The sequence below is a fragment of the Hydrogenophaga sp. genome (genome assembly GCF_011772445.1).
Classification (GTDB): Bacteria; Pseudomonadota; Gammaproteobacteria; order Burkholderiales; family Burkholderiaceae_C; genus Hydrogenophaga.
In genome coordinates this window covers 1-15,928 of the sequence record NZ_WVZN01000039.1, presented here as the reverse complement: position 1 = coordinate 15,928, position 15,928 = coordinate 1, and the positions used below count along the sequence as shown (strand labels likewise).

Sequence of the window (15,928 nt, the reverse complement as noted above, 5' to 3'; positions counted from 1 at the left end):
GTGAACGGTCTTGAGCGTGGGCTGGGTCTCGGTGACGCGCTGGTAGATGTCGAAGGGGAGCAGCTCGGCGTTGATGGCACCTCGAAGCACCGTGAGCTTCTGGCCCAGGGCCACCCAGGGGGCGGCCTGCGCCTGCCATTGCTGCAGGGCTTCGCGGTACTGGGGCGTGTCGCCGCTGATCTCGCTGTCGGCGCTGAGGGGGCGCGGCATGGGGCCGGGGGCGTCGCCCGCGGGTGGGGCGATGCCCAGGGCGGCCCAGATCGGGTCGTCTCGGGTGTAGGCGAACTGGGCCTCGGCCCAAACGAGGGTTTCGCTGTCGCCGCTGCCTTGGGTGACCATGCCGGCGGCCACATACGGCTCGGGGCCGTGGTACCAGGTGGCCAGGCGGGGGTCGGCGAACACGGAGTCGGATGCCGCCAGGGCCTGCGCGCTGGCCTGAGTGAACAGCCAGGAGCGGCCGTGGGCGCTGTACTCGTCCCACGCCCCGTCGCCGAAGATAGACCCCACGGGCTTGACGGCCATCCAGGCGACTTCGGTCGCATCGACTGCGCCCGTGGCGGTGAAGTACAGGGTGCGCGTGGTGGTGGCGCCGCCGTCGCGGATGACTTCGGTCTGCAGGTGCTCGTTGGCGTTGAGGAGCACGCGCGCGTCGATGTCCAGATCGCCCAGGGCCTCGATGCGCGCGGAGCGGTTCTCCACCCGGTCGGCCAAGAGGGCCATGTCGCCTGCGCTCAGGAGGAGTGCGCCGCGCTGGTTGCTGATGGATTCACCCGCCTCAATGGCCAGGCGCTCTCTCGCGGCAATGACGGCGTTCTCTTCGTTGACCACCTGCTCGGCGGCGATGGCGACCTGCTCGCCGTAGACGCGACCGCCGTTGTGCAGCGCCTGCACCTTCACGTTCAGGTTCCCGCCCGCGATGAGCGCGCCTTTGTTGATGAGACGCCCGTCGGCGTGCAGCTCCAGGTTGCTCGCCGCGCTGGAGAGCACGCCTTCGTTGTTCACCCCCAGGCCCTTCTCGGTGCCGACCATGAAGATGTGGTTGGCGTACATGCCNNGGCTCGCCCACAGGCGTGGCGGGCCCCGTGGGCGCGTGCGTGGCGGCGTCCACGGTGTTGGCGCCGTTCACCAGCTTCAGGTAGTTGGCCCAGAGCCCGGCGTTGACCTCGGTGGCGCGCGCGAAGATGGCGGTGTAGTCGGCGCCTCTCGTGTCCAGGCCGCCACCGAAGATGCCGACGCTGCCGCGCTGCACGATGTAGGAGTCGAGCGAGCCGCCCTTGTAGACCGGGGTGCCGGTGGTGAGGGTGACGCCCAGGGCGTTGATGAAGGTGGAGCCGTTGACCTGGATGCCCGAGGGGTTGGCGACGATGACCTCGGCGCGCTGGCCGGCGACTTCGATGGGGCCGTGCAGGTAGCTGGGGTTGTTGGAGTTGACCTCGTTGACGATGACGCGCGCGGGGCCGGTGGCGAGCCAGGGGTTGCCCGCGACCCCACCGCCGAGTTGCGTCTGCGTGGCGGTGCGGCTGTTGTTGAGGATGGCGCCGGGGGAGCCGACGTCGAACTGGCGGTAGGTGTTGCGGCTGACACCGGCGGCGCTGGGCGTGGTGATGTTGACCAGGGGCACGCCGTTGGGCGCGGTCAGCACCGTGGGACGCTGGTTGCCGGGGGCGCTGGGGTCCGCCACGATCTGGGCGTTCGCACCGGGCAACCACAGCGCGGCCACCACCATGCGCAGCCCGCGCGCAGCGTTGAACACCACGCGGTGGCGGTTCCTGTTCATCCTCTCCCTCCTTGATGCGGATCACCAACGCCGTGCCACTTGCACGGCGCGCGCGATCACATCAGGAGCGGCGCGAAGCGCCCATACCGCCAAGGCGGTAGTTCAAGCCGGTTTCGTGCATGCTTCAGACATTCATCAGAACCCCGCCGCCCCGCCCGCATGTGCACCCGCTACATCACCCCCCGCCAAGCCGCCATCGAACGCGAATGGCACATTGGCCGCCACAACCAGGACGCCTGGATCCTGCCGGCGTTCGGCGTCGAGTTGTTCCCGCGCCAGGCCGGCCCCTTCATCCGCCGCGCGCGCAATGACGCGGGCTACGACACCGAGCTGGTGGTGGGTCGCTGGGGTCTGATTCCGACCTTCTCCCCGAACGTGGCGACCTGGACCAGTGGCTGGCCGGCACGGTGGAACAGGCCAAGGCCCTGCTCAGGCTGACGCCGCCGGAGGACTTCGATGCCGGGCCCGAAGGCGCGCCCAAGCCCTGACGCCGTCCGAGCGACCCTTCTCCCGCAAGACCTTCGCCAACCCCACACTTGACATGCAGGTATTTGCCTGCATATAGTCCACCCACGCACTCACAACACCGATGGACGCAGACAAGGTTTTCAAGGCACTGGCCGATCCCACACGCAGAAAGCTGCTCGACCTGCTGGTGGAGAACAACGGGCAAACGCTCGGCCAACTGTGCGAGCACCTGGACATGACGCGGCAATCGGCCACGCAACACATCGGGCTGCTGGAAGCGGCCAACCTGGTGAGCACGGTGTGGCGCGGCCGGGAGAAGCTGCACTTCGTCAACCCGGTGCCGCTGCACGAGGTGTACGAGCGGTGGGTGCGCAAATTCGAACGTCAGCGGCTGAGCCTGCTGCACGACCTGAAGCAGCAACTCGAAGGAGAGTGACCTTGAGCCAGGACAAGACCAGCTTCGTCTACGTGACCTACATCCGCTCCACACCCGACAAGGTGTTCGAGGCCATCACCCAACCCGACATCGCGCGCCGCTACTGGGGCCACGAGAACGTGTCCGACTGGGCACCCGGATCGCCCTGGCAGCACGTGCGGGCCGACGAGCAACGCGACGTGAAGCTGGTGGGGAAGGTGATCGAGATCGCGCCACCCAGGCGCCTGGTCATCAGCTGGGCCAACCCCTCGCAAGCCGACGACCCCGCCGCCGCCAGTCGCGTCAGCTTCGACATCGCCGAGTACGACGGCATGGTGCGCCTGACGGTGACCCACGACGAACTGCAGGCGGGCAGCGGCATGGCCACGGGCATCCAGAAGGGTTGGCCCATCGTGCTCTCCAGCCTCAAATCCCTGCTCGAAACCGGGCAAGGCATCGACGTCTTCGCGCAGCCGAAGGCCGCCTGACAACCACCCCCACCGGAGCCCGACATGAGCACCCCCATCTACACCGGCGGATGCGCCTGCGGCGCGATTCGTTATTCCACGCCCCACGCGCCCGTGTTCCAGAACCTGTGCCAGTGCCGCCACTGCCAGCAGCGCAGCGGCAGCGGCCACGGCGCCTGGCTCACCTTCGCCGCGCGCGCCGACATGGCCATCACCGGCGAGGCCAGCGATTGGGACGTGAAGACCGACAGCGGCAACGTGAAAACCCATTCCTTCTGCCCGGTGTGCGGCACGCCGGTCTTCCTGCGCTTTGCTGCGATGCCGGACCTGATCGCCGTGCCTGCGGGCAGCCTGGACGAACCCGCTCGCTTCGCGCCGCAGGCCCTCACCTATGGCGTGCGCGGTCTCCCTTGGGACGTGGTCGATCCTGCGTTGACGGTGTTCGATCGCATGCCACCTCGCTAAAGGCTCGCTGCGCTGCAGCGTGCCTTGCACTGCAGCGCAGCAATCACCGTGAGCCGGCGCGCTGGATTGCTTTGCCGCTTCAACGGGTGTACAAGAACGACCGGCGTTGCTCCGGCGCAAGCCGGGACAGCATGGGGACATCTCTCGACAGAGGGAGGCGCCATGGACACGTTTCTTGGGTTGCGCAGCTGGCAATGGCGCGCGGTGGACTGGGCTGCGGCAGCGGTCGCAGGATTCGCCGCAGGTGCCGTGCTGATGGTCCTGGATCTGCTCTGGTCGGCCATCTTCCACCCCCACGGCCCCTGGCGGACGTCCCACATGATTGCGCTGATCTTCAGCGGCGCATCCCCACCCCCGGCCGACTACCCTTTCAGCGTGGGCGTGGTTTCCATCGCGCTGATCACCCACTACGCGCTGGGCATCGTCTTCGGGCTGGTGATGGCGAGCTTGCTGGTCCAGTTGCGGCTCGACACCGAGCCGCTCAAGGCGCTGGCGGCGGGCGCGGCCATGGGATGGCTGCTGTACCTGTTGAATTTCGGTGTGCTCACCGCGTTCTTCCCCTGGCTGGCTCTCTTGCGCGGCGCAGAAACCCTGGCCGCGCACCTCGTCTTCGGCTGTGTGGCCGCCTTCCTCTACTGGCGGCTGAAACGGACAGCGGCGGAGCCCTAGGATGGCGATCGCCCTTGCACTCGTCGTCCTGGCGCTGGGCTCGGTCCTCTTCCACTTCCTGAGTCCCTGGTACTTCACGCCGATCGCCTCCAACTGGCAGGCCATCGACACCACCATCGGCATCACCTTCTGGGTGACGGGTGCCGTCTTCGTCGCGCTCAGTCTCTTCATGGCCTGGGCGGTGATCCGCTACCGCCACCGCCCCGGCTCACACGCCCAATACCAGCCCGAGAACAAAAAGCTCGAGTGGTGGCTGCTGATCCTCACCGCCGTCGGCGTCGCCGCCATGCTCGCGCCCGGCCTGGTGGTGTGGTCCCAGGTCGTTCACGCGCCACAGGACGCACGGGTGGTGGAGGTGGTGGCGCAGCAATGGCACTGGAGCTATCGCCTGCCCGGCCAGGACGGCAAGCTCGGCAGGACCCACGCCCGCTACATGAGCGACGCCAACCCCTTCGGCATGAGCCCCACCGACCCCGCCGGCCGCGACGACATCCTGCTGAGCACGCCGGAGCTGCGGGTGCCGCTGGGCGAGCCGATCAAGCTGCTGCTGCGCTCCAAGGACGTGCTGCACAACTTCGCCATCGCGGAAATGCGCGTGAAGATGGACCTGGTGCCCGGCCTGGTCACCTACTTCTGGTTCACGCCCACGCGCACCGGCTCCTTCGACCTGCTGTGCGAGGAACTGTGCGGCGTCGGCCACTTCGCCATGCGCGGCCGCCTGGTGGTGGAGGAGCCCGCCGCTTACGCCGCCTGGCTGCAACAGCAGCCCACCTACGCCCAGCTGGGCGACCGGCCAGCCCCCGATGTCACGATCGGCAAGGGCCTCTATGCCGTGTGCGCCGCCTGCCATGGCGCCCATGGCGAAGGCAATCTGGCGTTCAACGCGCCCAAGCTCGCCGGACAGAACGCGTGGTACCTCGAGCGGCAGCTGCACCTGTACAAGAGCGGCGCCCGCGGCACGCACGAGAGGGACCGCTTCGGCAAGACCATGGCGCCCATGGCGGCCACGCTGGCGGATGCCCGCGCCATCGCCGACGTGGTGGCCTACATCGCCACGCTGCCCGACACCCGGCCGGCCAACACCATCATCGGCAACGCCGAGAAAGGGCGCGCGCGCTGGGCCACCTGCGCCTCCTGCCACGGTGCCGAGGGACAGGGCATCGCCGCCACCAACGCGCCGCGGCTGCAAGGCATGAACGACTGGTACCTGGCCAGGCAACTGACGAACTTCCGCGATGGCGTGCGCGGCGTGCACCCGCAGGACATCCACGGCGGGCAGATGGCACTGGTCTCGGGAATGCTCAAGGACGAAGCCGCGGTCGGTGACATCGTTGCCTACATCAACTCGCGTGGAATCCGCACCAAGGGGGAGGCGCAATGAGCACGCATGCGGCGCACGACGAAACCGAAATCGCCCCACCGGCGGAGGTGGCGGAGGTCCACCTCTACCACCCGAAGACCTTCATCGGCAAATACATCTGGAGCCAGGACGCCAAGGTCATCGCCATCCAGTACGGCCTGACGGCCATGGCCATCGGCCTGGTGGCGCTGGTGTTCTCCTGGCTCATGCGACTGCAGCTGGGTTTTCCGGGCCAGGTCTCGTTCATCGACCCGGCCGTCTACCTGCAACTGGTGAGCATGCACGGGATGATCATGGTGATCTACCTGCTGACGGCGCTGTTCCTGGGCGGCTTCGGCAACTACCTCATTCCGCTGATGGTCGGCGCGCGCGACATGGCGTTTCCCTACATCAACATGCTCAGCTACTGGCTGTACCTGGCGGCTGTGCTCATCCTGGTGGCCAGCTTCTTCGTGCCCGGCGGGCCCACCGGCGCGGGCTGGACGCTCTATCCGCCACAGGCCATCCTGGACGGCACCCCAGGCGCCAGCTGGGGCATCCTGCTGATGCTGATCTCGCTGGGCGTGTTCGTCATCGGCTTCACCATGGGCGGCCTCAATTACGTGGTCACCGTGCTGCAGGCCCGCACCCGCGGCATGACCATGATGCGGCTGCCGCTCACCGTGTGGGGCATCTTCATGGCCACCATCCTCGCGCTGCTGGCCTTCCCGGCGCTGCTCGTCAGCGCCATCATGATGTTCCTCGACCAGACCCTGGGCACCAGCTTCTTCATGCCGGCGCTGGTCTCCATGGGCCAGCAGCTCGACCACACCGGCGGCAGCCCGCTGCTGTTCCAGCACCTGTTCTGGTTCTTCGGCCACCCCGAGGTCTACATCGTGGCGCTGCCGGCCTTCGGCATCGTGTCCGATCTCATCAGCGTGCACTCGCGCAAGAACATCTTCGGCTACCGCATGATGGTGTGGGCCATCCTCATCATCGGCGGACTGAGCTTCATCGTGTGGGCGCACCACATGTACGTGAGCGGCATGAACCCGTACTTCGGCTTCTTCTTCGCCACCACCACCCTGATCATCGCGGTGCCCACGGCGATCAAGGTCTACAACTGGGTGCTCACGCTGTGGAGGGGCAACATCCGCCTGAACGTGCCGATGCTGTTCGCCATCGCCTTCATCTTCACCTTCGTCAACGGCGGCATCACGGGCCTGTTCCTCGGCAACGTGGTGGTCGACGTGCCGCTGTCGGACACCATGTTCGTCGTCGCCCACTTCCACATGGTCATGGGCATCGCACCGGTGCTGGTGGTGTTCGGTGCCATCTACCACTGGTACCCCAAGATCACCGGGCGCATGCTCGACGACACCCTGGGCAAGCTGCACTTCTGGGTGACCTTCGTCGGCACCTACGCCATCTTCTACCCCATGCACTACCTGGGCTTCATGGGGATCCCGCGGCGCTACTACGGGGTCGGCGGCACCAGCTTCATCCCGGACTCGGCGCACCTGCTCAATGCCTGGATCTCACTGGCGGCCTTCGTGGTCGGCGCCGCGCAACTGGTTTTTCTCTACAACCTGGCGCACAGCTACTTCAGGGGCAAGCCCGCGGGCGGCAACCCCTGGCAGGCCACCAGCCTGGAATGGATGACGCCAGAAACGCCGCCCGCCCACGGCAACTTCGGCCCGGAGCTGCCCACGGTGCACCGCTGGGCCTACGACTACGGCGTGCCGGGCCTCAGGACCGACTACATCCCGCAGAACGTGCCGCCCTCGGAAGTGGCGGCCGAAGCCTGGGCCAGGGACGACCGGCCACCCGGAGCCTGATGCCATGACCATCGGCCTGAGCTTCTTTGCGCTGATGATGGCCGTCATCGTCTGGTGGCTGGTGCGCCAGACCCTGGTGGAGCCCTGGCGCGCCGAGGTGGTGGTGCCCGAGGTGCGCGTGGGCCTGACGGCCAGGCCCACGGCCAAGGTGGCGCTGTGGGTCTTCCTCGGCGTGGCCAGCTCGCTGTTCGTGCTGTTCGCCAGCGCCTACGCCATGCGGCTGGACCTGGCCGACTGGAGCCCCATTCCGCGCCCGCGCCTGCTGCTGCTCAACACCGCCTTTCTGGCGGGCGCCAGCATCGCCATGGAATGGACCGTGTTCGCCGCGCGCCGGGCCGACACCAGCAAGCTGCGCCGCGGCCTGGCCGCCAGCGGCCTGCTGAGCTTCGCCTTCCTGGCGGGCCAACTCCTCGTGTGGAAGCAGTACCACGAGGCCGGCTTCCTGCTCGCCAGCAGCGCGGCCACGGCCTTCTTCTACCTCTTCACGGCGGTGCACGGCCTGCACGTGCTGGGCGGGCTGGTGGCCTGGGCGCGGGCCTCGCGGCGCGTCTGGCGCGGCACCGACCCCGCGCGCACACGGCTGGCGGCCGAGCTGTGCGCCACCTACTGGCACTTCCTGCTCGCGGTGTGGGTGCTGCTCTACGCCCTCCTGGTGTCGGAAGACCTGGGGCTGGCGATCTGTTCCTCCACGCCCATCTGAGCGGACCATCGGAACGGAGGCGAACCATGACGAACCCGGCGACGGTGGCAGGCGGCGAAGGCTGGCGCGGCGCGGTGCGCGACATCGCCTCGGACCAGCGTGCCTTCAAAGGCGTGCCCTGGGGCAAGCCCATGATGTGGATCTTCCTGCTCTCGGACACCTTCGTCTTCGGCAGCTTCCTCATCGCCTACATGACGGTGCGCATGTCCACCGTCACGCCCTGGCCCAACCCCAGCGAGGTGTTCTCGCTCATGATGTTCGGCGAGAACGTGCCCCTGCTGCTCATCGCCATCATGACCTTCGTGCTGATCTCCAGCAGCGGCACCATGGCCCTGGCGGTCAACTACGGCTACCGGCGCGACCGCAAGACAACCTTCTGGCTGCTGATGGCCACCGCCTTGCTGGGCGCCACCTTCGTCGGCATGCAGGCCTTCGAGTGGTACAAGCTGATCTCCGAAGGCGTGCGGCCCTGGGGCAACCCCTGGGGCGCGGCGCAATTCGGGGCCAGCTTCTTCATGATCACGGGCTTTCACGGCACGCACGTGAGCATCGGCGTGATCTTCCTGCTCATCGTCGCCGCCAAGGTGGCGCGCGGCGACCTCGAACACGAGCGGCCCGGCTTCCTCACCCACCGCAAGGGCAACTACGAGATCGTGGAGATCATGGGCCTGTACTGGCACTTCGTGGACCTCGTGTGGGTGTTCATCTTCGCGTTCTTCTACCTCTGGTAGACCGGGGAGCCCGACATGGACCAGGCACAACACGCACAGCAGACCGGGCACGGCGGCGGCTTGCACGAGCCCGCCCACGACCAGGGCCAGCACCATCCCCTGGGCATCTACTTCAAGATCTGGGGCCTGCTGTTCGTGCTGAGCGCGGCCTCCTACATGGTCGACTACTACCAGCTGCAGGGCCTGTGGCGCTGGTCGCTCATCGTCGTGTTCATGCTGCTGAAGGCGGGCCTCATCGTCGCCGTCTTCATGCACATGGTCTGGGAGCGCCTGGCGCTCATCTACGCCATCCTGGTGCCGCCCTTGCTGTTGATCACGCTCATCGGCATCGGTGCGCTGGAGGCCGACTACACCTTCCTGTCGCGCGGCGAGTTCTTCGCGCCGCTGGAGGATGCCAAGACAAGCGCCCACCATTGAAACCGCCCGAGAGGAGTTGATCATGCGCAAACGCATCTACTGGCTTCTGCCTGACCTGAAAAGCGCCCGCACCACCATGGACGACCTGCTGCTGGCGCGCATCGAGGAGCGCCACATCCACTTCGTCGCCCGCGAAGGCAGCGACATGCGCGGCCTGCACGCGGCCAACGTGCTGCAGACCTCCGACGTGGTGCGCTCGGCCGAGATGGGCCTGATCGTCGGCGCCGGCGTCGGCGGGCTGCTGGGGGCGCTGGTGGCCGTGCTCTACCCCATCGGCGGCCCCGAGACGCAGTGGGGCATCGTCGCCCCCGCACTCGCCATCTTCGGCGCCGTGTTCGGCACCTGGACGTCTTCCATGATCGGCATCTCCACCCCCAGCAAGCGCCTGCAGCGCTTCACCGACCAGATCGAGCGCGGCCGGGTGCTGCTGATGGTGGACGTGCCCATGTGGCGCGTCGAGGCCATCGAGAAACGCCTGCACGAACTGCACCCCGAGGCGCACCTGGAGGGGACGGAGCCGGACATTCCGGCGTTTCCGTGAGGGGGCCAGAATCACCATACTTTTTTGTGTTTCAGGCTGGTATATTTCTCCTGAAAGCATCAAAGTCCAACTACCGTGAAACGCCACGCTGCACCCCTTGCCACCGATGCCCCCCAGGCCGATCAGGTTCTGGCCAAAGCGACGGTGCGTGCCGGTCAACTGCTGGGCTTGACCGGCGCCGACCTTGGCCGCACCTTGGGGCTCAGTGAGCCCACCGTCTCGCGGCTGGTGCGCGGGGACAAGACCCTCAACCCCCAATCCAAGGAAGGCGAGCTCGCCCTGCTGCTGGTGCGCGTGTATCGGTCGCTGGACGCGCTGGTGGGCACGGACGACGGCAAGCGCCGAGTCTGGATGAGCACACCCAACGACGCCCTGGGCGGCGCGCCCATCAAACTGATTCAAAAGGCAGAAGGCCTGGTGGCCACGCTGAACTACCTGGACGGCATGCGGGCGCCTGCGTGAGCGCCTGGAGCCATCAATGGTTCGAGGCGGAGGGATCAACCGCCGTGCGCACCATGCAGGCCTGGCGCGGCGTCGAGGCCCAGCACGTCGTCTCCACGATGCGCTTGGTCGATCGGCCTGAAGAGCAGGCGCTGCTCGAACAACTGCTGGACGCCAGCAAACCGGCCCTGCCGCCCGCAGGCCAAGGGCTTCACTACCTCTTGGCCACGCCCTTCCGCTACGCGCCCGCGCACGCGAGCCGCTTTCGGCCAGCGCATGCCAAAGGACAGTGGTATGGGGCCGAGGATTTATTCGCTGCCTGCGCAGAAGTCGCGTACTGGCGCCAGCGATTCGTCATGGACAGCGAGGGCCTGCGCGAGCGCGAGTTGTTGACCGAACACAGCTTCTTCCAGGGGCTGGTTGAGGGCATGTCCATCGACCTGAGCGCCCTGCCGTGGCGCCAATCGCGCGAGGCGTGGACGAAGGCCAGCGACTACACAGCCACTCACGCGCTGGCCGAGGCGGCGGTGGTGCATGGCGTGCAATGGTTGAGATACGAATCGGTGCGCGCGCCCGGGCACCTGTGTGCGGTGGCCCTGGTGCCCCAATGCCTGCGCGAGCCCTCAGGCGGCCTCGATGGCACCCTGCAGACCTGGCACTGCAAGGCCACGCGACATCGGGTGATGCTCATGCGCGGCGCGCAGCGCTGGGCGTGGGACTTCTGAACAACACATGCCCGCCAAACACCACCTCCCCACCCTCCTCCAACAGATGACCCCCTCGGTCCACCCCGAGGTCTTCGTCTTCTGCTGCTTCCCCGACGGCCAGCTGCCACCGGCGCTCACCCCGGTCTGCACCTTCCATGAGGCCGAGGGCCTGACGGCCATCGTGCCGCTGCTGCAGGCGCAGGCGCTGGGGCTGCCCCACCAATTCGAATCGCACCTGCTCAGCCTGACGGTGCATTCGGCCCTGGACGCCGTGGGCTTCCTGGCCCGCATCAGCGCTGCGCTGGCGGAACAGGGCATCGCGTGCAACGTGGTGTCGGCGTTTCATCACGACCACCTGTTCGTGCCCAGGGACAGGCTGGACGACGCGCTGCGGGTGTTGGGCGACCTGTCCCGATCCGGCTGACGCGGGCGCCGGCGCGCCCGAGGCGTGTTGCCGACGCACATCAGATGGCACCCCATCGCGATGGATGGGGTCAGCAAGGTTCGGTATGGCTTGCCTGACGACGCCTGAGGGTCACCCACCGCCAGGCCGACTCGAAGACGCCTCGAACAGCAGACGCCGGCCTGGGGCCTCGGCCACGGGCAACAGGTCGGTATTGCGCACTTGCGGGTCGGCGCCCAGCTTGAACAGCAAGGGGCCAAGGGCAGGAGACTCGCAAGGCGCAGGCGTCCACAGCGCGCCTATCCACTCCAGGGCCCAGCTCGAGCCCACATCGTGGCGCCGGTCCAGGCGCGCGATGCCGCTGAGGTCCGCCACGGGAATCTGGGCCAGCAGGTCCAGCAGCGTGTGGTCCCAGGCCACCAGGGAGGTCTGCGAGACCTTCTTGCCGTTGTAGGTCACGTCGTGGACGAGCAAGTACCAGGGCCGCTCCAGCGCGAGCGTGATGGCGGGCCAGTGGGTCTGGCTCAGGGCGACCTTTGAGGGATGGAGAAACTGGACAAGGCCGGGGGCGGTGATGAACACGGGTGGGCTCCCAAAAAAACCGACCGCAAATTGTGCACCAAACTAGCACTTCGACCATGTTCGGTGCCAACCTTTTTTGGTGTCTGAACAACCCCCTGCAACCCTGCTGGTTCTCGCCCAGTTGGCGGCGAACCTCCGTGCGCTTCGAGCACAGGGCAACTGGACCTCCAGTGCGCTGGCGGAGCAAGCGCATATCAGCCGGCGGATGCTTCAACTGCTGGAGCAGGGGGATGTCAACGTGTCATTGCGCGCCGTCGACAAGCTGGCGCGGGCCCTCGGCGTCACAACGGATTCGCTGGTGGGGAAAAGGCCCGTGGCCCGACAGGACGGTGCAACCTTGATCGAGGAGGTTCTGGCATCGAACCTCGTCTCGGCGAGAAAGAGGTTGAAGCTGACCCAGGAAACCTTGGCGCAGCAATCAGGTGTCGGCAGAGCCGTCATCGCGCACATCGAACGTCAGGCACGCAACCCGTCGCTGCACACGCTGGCGAGGCTAGCCGTGGCACTCGATCTGTCAATCGAAGCGCTGCTGACCAGGTAGGTTTTGGCCGGCTTGGCCCTGCGGTTACTGGGCCACTCCGAGCGTCTCAGTTGCAGCGTGAGCGGCCGGCTGGCCTCGGGCGGCGAGCGTTCGTTTTGCGCCCCGTTGCGGACGCACAGATCTTTAGACTCGGATCGACCGTTTTCTTCTTGGATCCTCTTGAAATTCGTCCAGCTTCTGGGGATCAGTTTGGGGCCGGGGCAGTTGAAACAGCACTGACGAAGTAGAGCGCTTAAATGGCGCAGGAACTTGACCTATTCGCCCGATAGGCAAAAGGCCGAGGGAGCGCTCAGTCCCAATGTCGTGTCCGGGCAGGTCGCTGCTTTCAAAGCATGAAAGTCAAGAAAAACGGCATTGTTCAAACATGCCTCCATTCGCGAGGATGCGCCTCCGGCCACAACGGAAAAGGAGCGGCACGAGATCCTCGAAATTCGCGAACCCGGAGCAGTAACCGGTACCCCCAAGTCGTCCTGCTCGCGCGCGTGCCTTAGCCAGCGAGCCAGGGTGTTGCACGCCTCGTATGGGCTAGGCGGAGGGGCGGCCGCCATCAAAACAATCATTGGAGACAAAACATGTCAAGCATGCATGCAAAGCGCCATCGCCAATCGGCCCGATTCGGCGCGCTGGCCGTCGCGGCCACCCTAGTCGCCTGCGGGGGTGGCGGGTCCGCCCCACCGGCAGACACCCCGCCCCCGGTGGCGTCTCAACCCGACATTCCCGCTAGTCCAGTCCCGCTCGAACGGGTCGCGGTAACGGTCAACGGCGTGGAGCGCGACTACTTCGTCTACGCACCCGCCAACATCGCCGACCTGAGAGAGTATGACGCCAGGGGCGTACGCATCGTGATCTCCCTGCACGACAACGGACAGGACGGCCAGGCGAATGCCGACCGCACACGTTGGAGCGAAGTGGCGGACGCGTATGGCTTCATCGTCTTGTTTCCCAACGCGAAGGACAAGACCTGGGACATCGGGTCGAACGGTGAGCTGGACTACATCAATGCCGCCTCATCCGCGGTGAAGACCAAGTTTTCACTCGCCTCCAACGCCCAGATGTACCTGACCGGCGTCGGCGCAGGGGCGGCGCATGCTCAGCATCTGGCGATCGTCGCGCCCGAACTCACCGGGGCCGTGGCCGGCGTCGACGGCGTGGCTCCCGACTCAACCTTCGAGCTGCCGGTAAGCGAGCGCCCCACGTCCGCGATGGCCGCGTGGATCATCCGTAGCAGCAGTTCAGCGCTGAACTTGAGCGAGATTAAGCAGGTGGCCTACTGGACCACCGCGAATGGCGTTTCAAGCGCCCCCAGCGCCGATTCGTCCACCGCGCTGGACACCATGACCTATGCGCTCCCCGGCAATGAAGTGCAGGCGGTCAAGGTGTCCAACCTGCGCACAGGCGCGAGGGGTGAGTCCAAGGCGGTGAGCGAACAGATCTGGACGCAGATGTTCGACCGCACCATCCGCTTCCCCGACCACACGGGCACCAATGGCAGCCTGCACCGAAACGAGTCCATCTCGTCGATGAAGCTGATCGAGACCACCAAGGACTTTTCGGGCGGCGCGCGGCGCTGGCTGACCTACCTGCCGTCCAACTACGACGCGTTGGTCGCCGGTGGCCAACGGCTACCTGTGCTGTTCTCGTTCCACGGCCGCAACGGATCGGCACGTTACCAGTCCCTGATCACCGACTGGAACACGGTAGCCGAAGATGAGGGCTTCATCGTCGTGTACCCGCAGGGTATTGGCGCGACCTGGGCTGTTCCCATGGACCCGAACGCGCGCGACTTGCGCTTTTTCCTGGACCTGCTCGCACACATCCAGGCGACCTACGCTGTGGACAACACGCGGCTGTTTCTTAACGGGTCTTCCATGGGCACCGCGATGACCAATCGAATCGCCGTCGAGTACCCGCAGTTGTTCGCGGCCATCGCCCCATGCTATTCAGGGCACCTCAGTCCGGCGAGCTACCAGAACCCCATCGTGAAGACGAACGTGCCGCTGCCAGTCTGGCAGTGCCGCGGCGGCGATGAACCGCCCACCAGCTTCCCGGGCGGCACGGCGGGCGAGACGGCCGCGCGCGACTTCTGGCGAGAGACCGTGAACCTCAACATGGGGCCGCCCGTGTTGCAGGTCGACGGCCGGCGCCGCACCGAGATCTGGAACGACGGTCTGGCCGAGTACCGCTGGCAGGTCACCGACTACGTGCCGCACTTCTGGCACCCGGGCCAGGCGCGAAAGATGTGGGACGAGATGCTGTCCAAGTACAGCCGCGCCCCCGACGGCACGCTGATTCGTCACTGAGGCAATCGCCCTGGGTGCTCTGGTGTTCCTTGGTGATCACATCCCGGCAGGCGCCTCAGGCGCAGCACATGGCGGGGGGTAACCCCGCCTGCGCTTTAGCGGTGGAAACCGGCGTCCGCCACCGTCAGGGCCGTCATGTTCACGATGCGGCGGACAGTGGCGCTGGGGGTGAGGATGTGCACCGGCTGGGCGGCGCCCAGCAGCACGGGGCCGATCGCGATGTTGCCGCCCGCCGCCGTCTTGAGCAGGTTGTAGGCGATGTTGGCGGCGTCGATGTTGGGCAGGACCAGCAGGTTGGCCACGCCCTTGAGGGTGGAATTGGGCATGAGCGCGGCCCGGGCCACCGGGTCCAGCGCCACGTCGCCGTGCATTTCGCCGTCCACTTCCAGCCAGGGCGCCTGCTCGCGCAGCAGGTCCAGGGTGCGGCGCATCTTCACCGCCGAGGGCTCATTGGACGAGCCGAAGCTGGAGTGCGACAGCAGGGCCGCCTTGGGCTGGATGCCGAAGCGCAGCATTTCCTCGGCCGCCATCACCGTGATCTCGCAGAGCTCTTCTGGCGAGGGGTCGTGGTTCACGTGTGTGTCGACCAGAAACACCTGGCGGCCGGGCAGCATGAGGCCGTTCATGCAGGCGTAGACGCGCACGTCCTGCGCGGTGCTGGGGCTGCCGCCGGCGCGCTTGCCGATGACCTGGTCGATGTAGTGCAAGTGGCCCTGGGTGGTGCCCCAGGTGCCGCAGATGAGGCCATCGACCTCGCCCTTGTGCAGCAGCATGGTGCCGATGAGCGTGAGGCGGCGGCGCATCTCGATCTTGGCGAGCTGCTGCGTGACGCCCTTGCGCTCGGTCATGCGGTGGTAGGTCTGCCAGAAGTCGCGGTAGCGGTGGTCCTGCTCGACGTTGACCACGTCGTAGTCGAGGCCCTCCTTCAGGCGCAGGCCGAATTTGTCGACGCGTTGGGCGATGATGGCCGGACGGCCGATCAGCGTGGGCCGGGCGAGGCCTTCGTCCACCACGATCTGGCAGGCACGCAGCACACGCTCTTCCTCGCCCTCGGCGTAGGCCACACGCTTGCGCGTGGCCAGCTTGGCGGCCGAGAAGATGGGCCGCATGACGGTGCCGGACGCGAA

General features: G+C 66.7%; 19 protein-coding genes and 1 pseudogene. 16 read left to right on the top strand and 4 right to left on the bottom strand.

What is annotated here, in order from left to right:
• On the bottom strand, nucleotides 1-1,050 hold a 1,050-nt coding region (locus tag GTO19_RS16050), incomplete at its 3' end, for a hypothetical protein (protein ID WP_291022945.1).
• 85 nt (nucleotides 1,051-1,135) lie between these two features.
• Nucleotides 1,136-1,726 (bottom strand): annotated as a pseudogene (locus tag GTO19_RS16045) (filamentous hemagglutinin N-terminal domain-containing protein); the annotation flags it as partial.
• A 210-nt stretch (nucleotides 1,727-1,936) separates the two neighbouring features.
• On the opposite strand from GTO19_RS16045, the gene GTO19_RS16040 reads away from it, so the two are divergent.
• From GTO19_RS16040 to GTO19_RS15975, 14 genes are all read left to right on the top strand, one after another.
• Nucleotides 1,937-2,215, top strand: a complete 279-nt coding sequence (locus GTO19_RS16040) for a hypothetical protein (RefSeq protein ID WP_291022944.1) — start codon at nucleotides 1,937-1,939, stop codon at nucleotides 2,213-2,215.
• Nucleotides 2,216-2,366: 151 nt separating this feature from the next.
• Nucleotides 2,367-2,681 carry a helix-turn-helix domain-containing protein gene (locus GTO19_RS16035; protein WP_291022942.1) on the top strand — a complete coding sequence of 105 codons (315 nt, stop codon included), beginning with the start codon at nucleotides 2,367-2,369 and terminating at the stop codon, nucleotides 2,679-2,681.
• Nucleotides 2,682-2,683: 2 nt separating this feature from the next.
• Nucleotides 2,684-3,148: an SRPBCC family protein gene (locus GTO19_RS16030; RefSeq protein ID WP_291022940.1), complete on the top strand. Its 465-nt coding sequence runs from the start codon at nucleotides 2,684-2,686 to the stop codon at nucleotides 3,146-3,148.
• A 24-nt stretch (nucleotides 3,149-3,172) separates the two neighbouring features.
• Nucleotides 3,173-3,592, top strand: a complete 420-nt coding sequence (locus GTO19_RS16025; RefSeq protein ID WP_291022937.1) for a GFA family protein — start codon at nucleotides 3,173-3,175, stop codon at nucleotides 3,590-3,592.
• Between the two features lie 162 nt (nucleotides 3,593-3,754).
• Complete coding sequence (locus tag GTO19_RS16020) at nucleotides 3,755-4,261, top strand: hypothetical protein (RefSeq protein ID WP_291022934.1); 507 nt, start codon at nucleotides 3,755-3,757, stop codon at nucleotides 4,259-4,261.
• Nucleotide 4,262: 1 nt separating this feature from the next.
• Nucleotides 4,263-5,642 carry a c-type cytochrome gene (locus GTO19_RS16015; RefSeq protein WP_291022932.1) on the top strand — a complete coding sequence of 460 codons (1,380 nt, stop codon included), beginning with the start codon at nucleotides 4,263-4,265 and terminating at the stop codon, nucleotides 5,640-5,642.
• Nucleotides 5,639-7,438, top strand: coding sequence for a cbb3-type cytochrome c oxidase subunit I (locus GTO19_RS16010; protein WP_291022930.1), 1,800 nt, complete (start codon nucleotides 5,639-5,641; stop codon nucleotides 7,436-7,438). Before GTO19_RS16015 ends, GTO19_RS16010 begins: the two co-directional genes overlap by 4 nt.
• Before the next feature lie 4 nt (nucleotides 7,439-7,442).
• Nucleotides 7,443-8,138 (top strand): cytochrome c oxidase subunit 3, encoded by a 696-nt coding sequence (locus tag GTO19_RS16005; protein ID WP_291022925.1) that lies wholly within the window; start codon nucleotides 7,443-7,445, stop codon nucleotides 8,136-8,138.
• Nucleotides 8,139-8,164: 26 nt separating this feature from the next.
• Nucleotides 8,165-8,869 (top strand): heme-copper oxidase subunit III family protein, encoded by a 705-nt coding sequence (locus tag GTO19_RS16000; protein WP_291022924.1) that lies wholly within the window; start codon nucleotides 8,165-8,167, stop codon nucleotides 8,867-8,869.
• Nucleotides 8,870-8,884: 15 nt separating this feature from the next.
• A complete protein-coding gene (locus GTO19_RS15995) occupies nucleotides 8,885-9,286 on the top strand; it encodes a cytochrome C oxidase subunit IV family protein (RefSeq protein WP_291022922.1) in 402 nt (133 codons plus the stop codon).
• A gap of 22 nt (nucleotides 9,287-9,308) precedes the next feature.
• Complete coding sequence (locus GTO19_RS15990; protein WP_291022920.1) at nucleotides 9,309-9,827, top strand: DUF1269 domain-containing protein; 519 nt, start codon at nucleotides 9,309-9,311, stop codon at nucleotides 9,825-9,827.
• Nucleotides 9,828-9,902: 75 nt separating this feature from the next.
• Nucleotides 9,903-10,289 carry an antitoxin Xre-like helix-turn-helix domain-containing protein gene (locus GTO19_RS15985; protein ID WP_291022918.1) on the top strand — a complete coding sequence of 129 codons (387 nt, stop codon included), beginning with the start codon at nucleotides 9,903-9,905 and terminating at the stop codon, nucleotides 10,287-10,289.
• Between the two features lie 53 nt (nucleotides 10,290-10,342).
• On the top strand, nucleotides 10,343-10,993 hold the full coding sequence (locus GTO19_RS15980; RefSeq protein WP_291022946.1) for an RES family NAD+ phosphorylase: 651 nt from the start codon (nucleotides 10,343-10,345) through the stop codon (nucleotides 10,991-10,993).
• A 7-nt stretch (nucleotides 10,994-11,000) separates the two neighbouring features.
• Nucleotides 11,001-11,399, top strand: coding sequence for an ACT domain-containing protein (locus GTO19_RS15975; RefSeq protein WP_291022915.1), 399 nt, complete (start codon nucleotides 11,001-11,003; stop codon nucleotides 11,397-11,399).
• Between the two features lie 111 nt (nucleotides 11,400-11,510).
• Here GTO19_RS15975 and GTO19_RS15970 read toward each other — a convergent pair whose 3' ends face one another.
• A complete protein-coding gene (locus tag GTO19_RS15970; protein ID WP_291022914.1) occupies nucleotides 11,511-11,960 on the bottom strand; it encodes a hypothetical protein in 450 nt (149 codons plus the stop codon).
• A gap of 79 nt (nucleotides 11,961-12,039) precedes the next feature.
• Between GTO19_RS15970 and GTO19_RS15965 the strand changes: the two genes are divergently transcribed.
• Both GTO19_RS15965 and GTO19_RS15960 read left to right on the top strand, forming a co-directional pair.
• On the top strand, nucleotides 12,040-12,501 hold the full coding sequence (locus GTO19_RS15965) for a helix-turn-helix transcriptional regulator (RefSeq protein WP_291022912.1): 462 nt from the start codon (nucleotides 12,040-12,042) through the stop codon (nucleotides 12,499-12,501).
• A 572-nt stretch (nucleotides 12,502-13,073) separates the two neighbouring features.
• Nucleotides 13,074-14,801, top strand: coding sequence for a PHB depolymerase family esterase (locus GTO19_RS15960; RefSeq protein WP_291022910.1), 1,728 nt, complete (start codon nucleotides 13,074-13,076; stop codon nucleotides 14,799-14,801).
• A 95-nt stretch (nucleotides 14,802-14,896) separates the two neighbouring features.
• Here GTO19_RS15960 and GTO19_RS15955 read toward each other — a convergent pair.
• On the bottom strand, nucleotides 14,897-15,928 hold a 1,032-nt coding region (locus tag GTO19_RS15955; RefSeq protein ID WP_291022907.1), incomplete at its 5' end, for a phosphate acyltransferase.